This is a genomic window from Chitinophaga sp., from assembly GCF_036566945.1.
In the GTDB taxonomy this organism is placed as follows: Bacteria; Bacteroidota; Bacteroidia; order Chitinophagales; family Chitinophagaceae; genus Chitinophaga.
Genome location: NZ_DATCVJ010000553.1, coordinates 1 through 6,033, shown reverse-complemented (window position 1 = coordinate 6,033; position 6,033 = coordinate 1). Strand labels below are relative to the sequence as shown.

Genomic DNA, 6,033 nt, shown 5'->3' with positions numbered 1-6,033 from the left:
GGTCACAATTACGAAACTATTATCCCGATGCGCATTTACTTTTTCCACGGTTTGGGTTACCCATTCTTCCCTGCTCATTTGCGGGAGCACAGGCGCCTGGTGCCACAATGCGGGATGGGTGCCGGGTGCATAGAGCAGCTGTCCGCAGCCCACTCCATATTGCACGGCAGCCTGTGAGGCCAAATAGCCGGAAGAGAACACTGTGGCCGCCTGCTGATGCAGCAGGGTACACAGGGCATGCTCTATTTCTTCGTATATAGATAAACGTAAGTTACCTGCCCGGGAAGAGGGGAAAACAGTACCGTACTGTTCAATACCTTGCATCAGCAGGGCTTTAAATGCCGGCTGCTGATGCAAACCCAGGTAGGCAAATCCCGAAAAAAACAGGCAGGTCCGGTCTTCCAGCAACACGGTTCTTCCGGGCGTATGATCTGTATACAGCATTGCGTTTACTCTTTTTTAGTACATAAGATAAACTGGAAATCGGTGGAAGTCACCTGCATATCAAAATAATCTTCTGATAGTTTAGTAACGGTGACAAGGTTTTCCACTTTCCGGTCGCCGTTTTTAGCAGTAACAGAAATCATGGCCCCGTTGCTGAGAATAAAATATTTGCCGGTATCTGATCGGCCGGCAATGGTGGCTACAAAAACATTGTCATCCAGAAACTGGTAATAGGCGTCGCGGTAGTAGCCTTTCTTCAGGTCCTGCGCCTGTATGTACTGCGTGTTGCTGATGGGCGATTCCGGTGGAATCCTCACATCATACACCCGCCACTTTTTGTTCATCAGCAATTCGTTGGTCTTTTTGCTTTGACAGGCAGTTACCACTAACATGGTGGCGATAACGGCTAAGGCTATACGTATTTTCATGAATTATTTATTCCCTGTTTTTGCTTTATTGTAGGCCGCCGATCCTCCTTTGGGGATGGATAAGCTTTGCCATTGATCTTTCAGGATCGCTTTACCGATATACACTATTTGTCCCACATGATACGGTACATGCGCCAGTTGCCGGTTAATGGCATCAATTACAATATGTGGTTCATTGCGGATGAAAACAGTTCTGTCGAGATCTGTTTCCTGTAAGCTGCGGATGGCATTCAACATACAGTCCCAGCCAGCGTTCCATAATTCTAAGAGTGCTGTTGCGGAAGTATCGCTTTCTTCAAATTCGAGGTCTCTGTCGCGGTTCGGTTTTTCTCCATCCGTGGTCAGGAAATCTGTCCAGCGCGATAACATGTTACCGTGCAGATGTTGGATGATCATGGCAATGCTGTTCGGTTCTCCGTCCGGCTGCCAGTGCAGCTGTTCGGTGTTGAGTCTTTCGATGGTTTTAAGTCCCAGCTGCCGGTGTATTTCTAGTCGTTGTAATGCGCTCTGTAAATAAATTGCTTGTATAGACATGATAAATATTTTGTTGTTGGGAGATGAATACCGCATTCATCTATCATAAAAAACGTACTTAACTTAATATCCTGCTGCACTATCGTCGCCACGCTTATCCCCGGAAGCTTCCAGGTAGCGGCTTTCAGGTGCTCTTTTAATAATTTCAGTCCGACCAATAGTACCGCGTTTCACTACTTTATATCCCATTCCCTGCAGTGCCTGAATGGTGGTATCCGGGAAATCTGGTTCCACGGCAACTTCATCCGGTAGCCACTGGTGGTGAAATTTAGGTTTGTTGATGGCATCGGAAGGGGAAAGGCCAAATTCCAGGGTATTGATGAGTGTTTGAAATACGGAGGTGATGATGGTGGCGCCGCCGGGTGTACCCATTGAATACAGCACCTGGTCTTGTTGTAAGACCAGTGTTGGTGTCATGGAGCTGAGCATCCGTTTAGCCGGTGCAATGGCATTGGCTTCCGTGCCTACAAGGCCGTACATATTGGGTAGGCCTGGTTTTACGCTGAAGTCGTCCATTTCGTTGTTGAGGAGGAAGCCGGATTTGCCAACTACCGTTCTGCTACCGAAGTGGCCGTTGAGGGTCGTGGTAAGGGCGATGGCATTGCCCTCCTCGTCAATGATGCTGAGGTGCGTGGTTTCCTCGCTTTCCGGGAAAACGCCGGCTTTGGTACTGTCACTGGAACCAGCCTTGCCGGGTGTGAAATCCTGCATCCGGGTGGCCAGGTATTGGTTGTTGGTTAATTGTGCAAATGGCACTTTTACGAAGTCCGGGTCACCGAGGAACTGCGCTCTGTCGGCGTAAGCTCTTCTTTCTGCTTCTATCATCAGTTGCACTGATTGTGGCGACTGGAAGCCCCATTGTGACAGGGGATAGTTTTCCACCATCCCCATCAATTGTTGTAAACAAATGCCACCGCTGGAAGGCAGGGGCATGGTAACAATCGTATAGCCTTTATAGTTAAACGCTACCGCTGTGCGTTCTTTCGCTTTATAGTTCTTCAGATCCTGCAGGGTAATGATACCGTTGCCCCGCTTCATTTCTGCTACGATGTTGGCCGCGGTTTCGCCCTGGTAGAATCCTGCGGCACCTTTATTTCGTATAAGCGTGAGCGTATGTGCCAGTTCCTTTTGCACAAGCGTATCGCCGGCTTTCCAGGGTACGTCCTTAACGAAAGCGGTTTTAGTGGTATTCAGTCTTTCAAAATCTGCCTTATAAGCATTTAGTCCGTTGGCTTCTGAAGGAGTCAATACAAAACCTTTGTCTGCCAGGCGGATGGCCGGCTCTATCAGTTTGGTAAAGGGAAGTTTGGCGTATTTCATCGAGGCAAACAATCCGGCTACGGTGCCGGGTACACCTGCAGCCAGTTGACCATCCAGACTTAAGTGGGTAATAGCATTGCCGAGCGAATCCAGATACATGTCCCGGTGGGCTTTTGCCGGAGCAGTTTCCCGGAAATCAATGGCGATATTGCGGCCATTTTTCAGGTGCCCCACCAGAAAACCACCACCGCCAATATTTCCGGCGCCCGGATATACTACTGCCAGTGCCAGTTGTGTGGCAATGGCCGCGTCTACGGCGTTACCACCCTGCTGCAGTATAATGGCACCCACGCGGCTGGCGAGAGGATGGGCCGATACTACCGCTCCATGTAATACCCTGATATCTTTCTGTATCGTGTAGTCGTAAGGATGTAAATCATCTATCTTTTGTTGGGCACAGGCAGTATGCAATGTACATACCGTCATCCCCAGCATGATCAGGTAACGCATGGGTATCGTGTTTGGGTCTAAATTAAGATATGCGGAGAATATAGGAAATTAAATAATTTTAAGAGGCCATGAGCGGGAAGGTATCTTTTAAATCAAAAATATAAAATCATTAAAATCAGTATAATCCTGGGTAAGACAAAAACTCGCGTATACCGCAATAACCGGAAAACTATTCCTAACTTAAGGGTCTAATTGCAGGCTTTCTATGCGCAGATATGTATTACTGGCTTTCGCTATGCTGGGCTTTCTTTTTGCTTCCGCCCAGGTGCCAACGCCTGACCAGTTCCTCGGATATCCCCTGGGGACACAGTTCACACCACATTATAAGGTGGTGGATTATTTTAAACAGGTAGCCGCTACGGCTAAAAATGTGAAGCTGGAGCAATACGGCGTAACCTATGAGGGCAGACCCCTTATCATGGCAATTGTAGCTTCTCCCGAAAATTTTTCCCAGCTGGATAATATCCGTCAGCATAGCCTGGATATGTCTAATGCACGGGATAATGCCGGGAGTAATCAGCCGGTGATTGTATGGCTAAGCTATAATGTACATGGTAATGAAGCGGTATCGACAGAGGCAGCCATGAAAACGCTGTATGAATTGGTGAATAACGGCAACGCGCAAACGCAGCAGTGGTTGAAAAATACGGTGGTGATCATTGATCCCTGCCTCAACCCTGATGGCCGCGAAAGATACGTGAACTTTTATAATAACACCCGTGGCGTGAAACCCAATGTGAGCCCATATTCCAGGGAGCACAATGAACCGTGGCCGGGAGGCAGATCCAACCACTATTATTTTGATCTGAACCGTGACTGGGCCTGGCAAACGCAAAAAGAATCGCAGCAACGCGTAGCAAAATATAATGAGTGGATGCCACAGCTGCACGTGGATTTTCATGAACAGGAAATAGATGCACCATATTATTTTGCGCCGGCAGCAGAACCTTTTCATGATGCCGTTACCCCCTGGCAGCGGCAGTTACAGATCATGATTGGTAAAAACAATGCCAGGTATTTCGACCAGCAAGGCTGGCTGTATTTTACAAAAGAACGATTCGATCTTTTTTATCCCAGTTACGGCGATACCTATCCCATGTACAATGGAGCACTGGGTATGACCTTCGAACAAGGTGGTAGCGGCAGGGCGGGAGTAGCCGTGTTGAAAAGCGATGGAGATACCCTCACGTTGTCTGATCGTATTGCACATCACTTCACCACCGGTTTATCTACCATAGAAGTGGCCTCGCAAAATGCAGCAAAAATTATCAGCGAATACAGCAACTATTTTATTGCAGCGCAAAAAACACCGCAGGGTGGGTATAAGTCGTATGTAGTAAAAGCGGGGGGTAATACCGAGAAACTCAATACCCTGGCGGAGTTGCTGCGTAAAAATAATATTGCTTTTGGCTTTGGCGCCAATTCCGGCAGTGCCAGTGGATTCAATTATTTCACCGGCAAAACCGAAACGTTTACAATTGACAAAGAAGACCTGGTGATCAATGCCTATCAGCCGCATTCGAATATGCTGCGGGTATTGTTTGAGCCGGTATCTCGTTTATCAGATTCGGTTACTTACGATATCACAGCATGGGCATTGCCTTATGCCTATGGATTGACTTCCTATGCCGTGAAGCAACCATTAACACCTGCTGCCGGAGCAGCTGCAGTGCGTAACAATACGCCGCTGTCTGCACAAAAACCTTATGCCTACCTGGCGCAGTGGAATAGTATCCGGGACGTGAAATTTTTGTCGGCGTTGCTGCAAAATGATATCAAAGTACGTTTTACCGAAGTGCCGTTCAGCGTGGGTGGCAAAGACTTTCCTGCAGGTACGCTGATCATTACCCGCTCAGGGAATACCAGCAAAGGCGATCAGTTTGATCAGTACATTACCAGCCAGGCCAATCATTTTAAAATTACCCTGGATGCGGTGAGCAGCGGTTTTGTAGATAAGGGAATGGACTTTGGGTCCGACAAAATCAGGTTGATCAGAAAGCCTAAAGTTACCCTGCTGGCAGGTGATGGTGTTTCTTCTCTTGGTATGGGAGAAGTATGGCATTTCTTTGAGCAGCAACTGGACTTCCCTATAACGGTGGTGAATGAACGAAATATGAGTGACATCGACTGGGGGCAAACAGATGTGCTGATATTAACAGATGGCGATTACAAAGTATTTGCTGATAAACCTGCCGCGGACAAGTTGAAAGACTGGATCAGCAACGGTGGCAAGCTGATAGCATTGGAGAGTGCCGCTGCGCAGGTAGCTGGCGCCGACTGGGGGATTAAACTGAAAAAAGAAGAAGAGAAGGATAAAGATAAAGAAGGGAAAGATAAAGCGGCGACACATAGTTACGAGGCGCTGAAGCCTTACGCTAACCGGGAAAGGGAGAGTATCAGACAATTTATTCCCGGCGCTATTTACAAAGTACAGCTGGATACCACGCATCCGCTGGCCTTTGGTTATCCTGCATTTTATTATACGCTGAAACTGGATGCACATTTATACGAATTTATAGAAAGTGGCGGCTGGAATGTAGGTGTATTGAAGAAAGACAGCTATTTGAGTGGGTTTGTAGGGGCAGATACCCGACAGCAATTGAAAGATGGATTACTGTTTGGCGTAAAAGATATGGGTAGTGGTGAAGTGGTGCTGATGGCAGATAATCCGCTGTTCAGAAGTTTTTGGGAAAATGGTAAGCTGTTGTTTAGCAACGCTGTATTTCTCGTAGGACAATAGGGATAAGATTTTATAAGCAGGTAGTTGGTAGCGGTAATCATCTCTCCGAAACTCACTACCTGCTTACAATTATATCAGTAGCTTATAGATTTCTTTTAATGGTGCACCCCAGGCTGT

General features: G+C 47.4%; 5 protein-coding genes. 1 reads left to right on the top strand and 4 read right to left on the bottom strand.

Going from position 1 to position 6,033, the window contains the following annotated elements; all coding sequences use genetic code 11:
* The 4 genes from VIP81_RS16840 to ggt all read right to left on the bottom strand — a co-directional run.
* Nucleotides 1-444: hypothetical protein (locus tag VIP81_RS16840; RefSeq protein WP_414649348.1), on the bottom strand; the 444-nt coding region annotated here is incomplete at its 3' end.
* Between the two features lie 5 nt (nt 445-449).
* On the bottom strand, nt 450-872 hold the full coding sequence (locus tag VIP81_RS16835) for a hypothetical protein (RefSeq protein ID WP_331963327.1): 423 nt from the start codon (nt 870-872) through the stop codon (nt 450-452).
* Between the two features lie 3 nt (nt 873-875).
* Nucleotides 876-1,406, bottom strand: coding sequence for a DUF1572 family protein (locus tag VIP81_RS16830; RefSeq protein ID WP_331963324.1), 531 nt, complete (start codon nt 1,404-1,406; stop codon nt 876-878).
* Nucleotides 1,407-1,469: 63 nt separating this feature from the next.
* Nucleotides 1,470-3,176, bottom strand: a complete 1,707-nt coding sequence (ggt, locus tag VIP81_RS16825; RefSeq protein WP_331963321.1) for a gamma-glutamyltransferase — start codon at nt 3,174-3,176, stop codon at nt 1,470-1,472.
* Nucleotides 3,177-3,381: 205 nt separating this feature from the next.
* Between ggt and VIP81_RS16820 the strand changes: the two genes are divergently transcribed.
* Complete coding sequence (locus VIP81_RS16820; RefSeq protein WP_331963318.1) at nt 3,382-5,916, top strand: M14 family metallopeptidase; 2,535 nt, start codon at nt 3,382-3,384, stop codon at nt 5,914-5,916.
* The last annotated feature ends 117 nt before the right edge of the window (nt 5,917-6,033 follow it).

What these genes read in the sequence shown, in the direction of transcription:
- VIP81_RS16830 (WP_331963324.1), bottom strand. Translation starts at nt 1,406, where the DNA reads ATGTCTATACAAGCAATTTATTTACAGAGCGCATTACAACGACTAGAA.
- VIP81_RS16835 (WP_331963327.1), bottom strand. Translation starts at nt 872, where the DNA reads ATGAAAATACGTATAGCCTTAGCCGTTATCGCCACCATGTTAGTGGTA.
- VIP81_RS16820 (WP_331963318.1), top strand. Translation starts at nt 3,382, where the DNA reads ATGCGCAGATATGTATTACTGGCTTTCGCTATGCTGGGCTTTCTTTTT.
- ggt (WP_331963321.1), bottom strand. Translation starts at nt 3,176, where the DNA reads ATGCGTTACCTGATCATGCTGGGGATGACGGTATGTACATTGCATACT.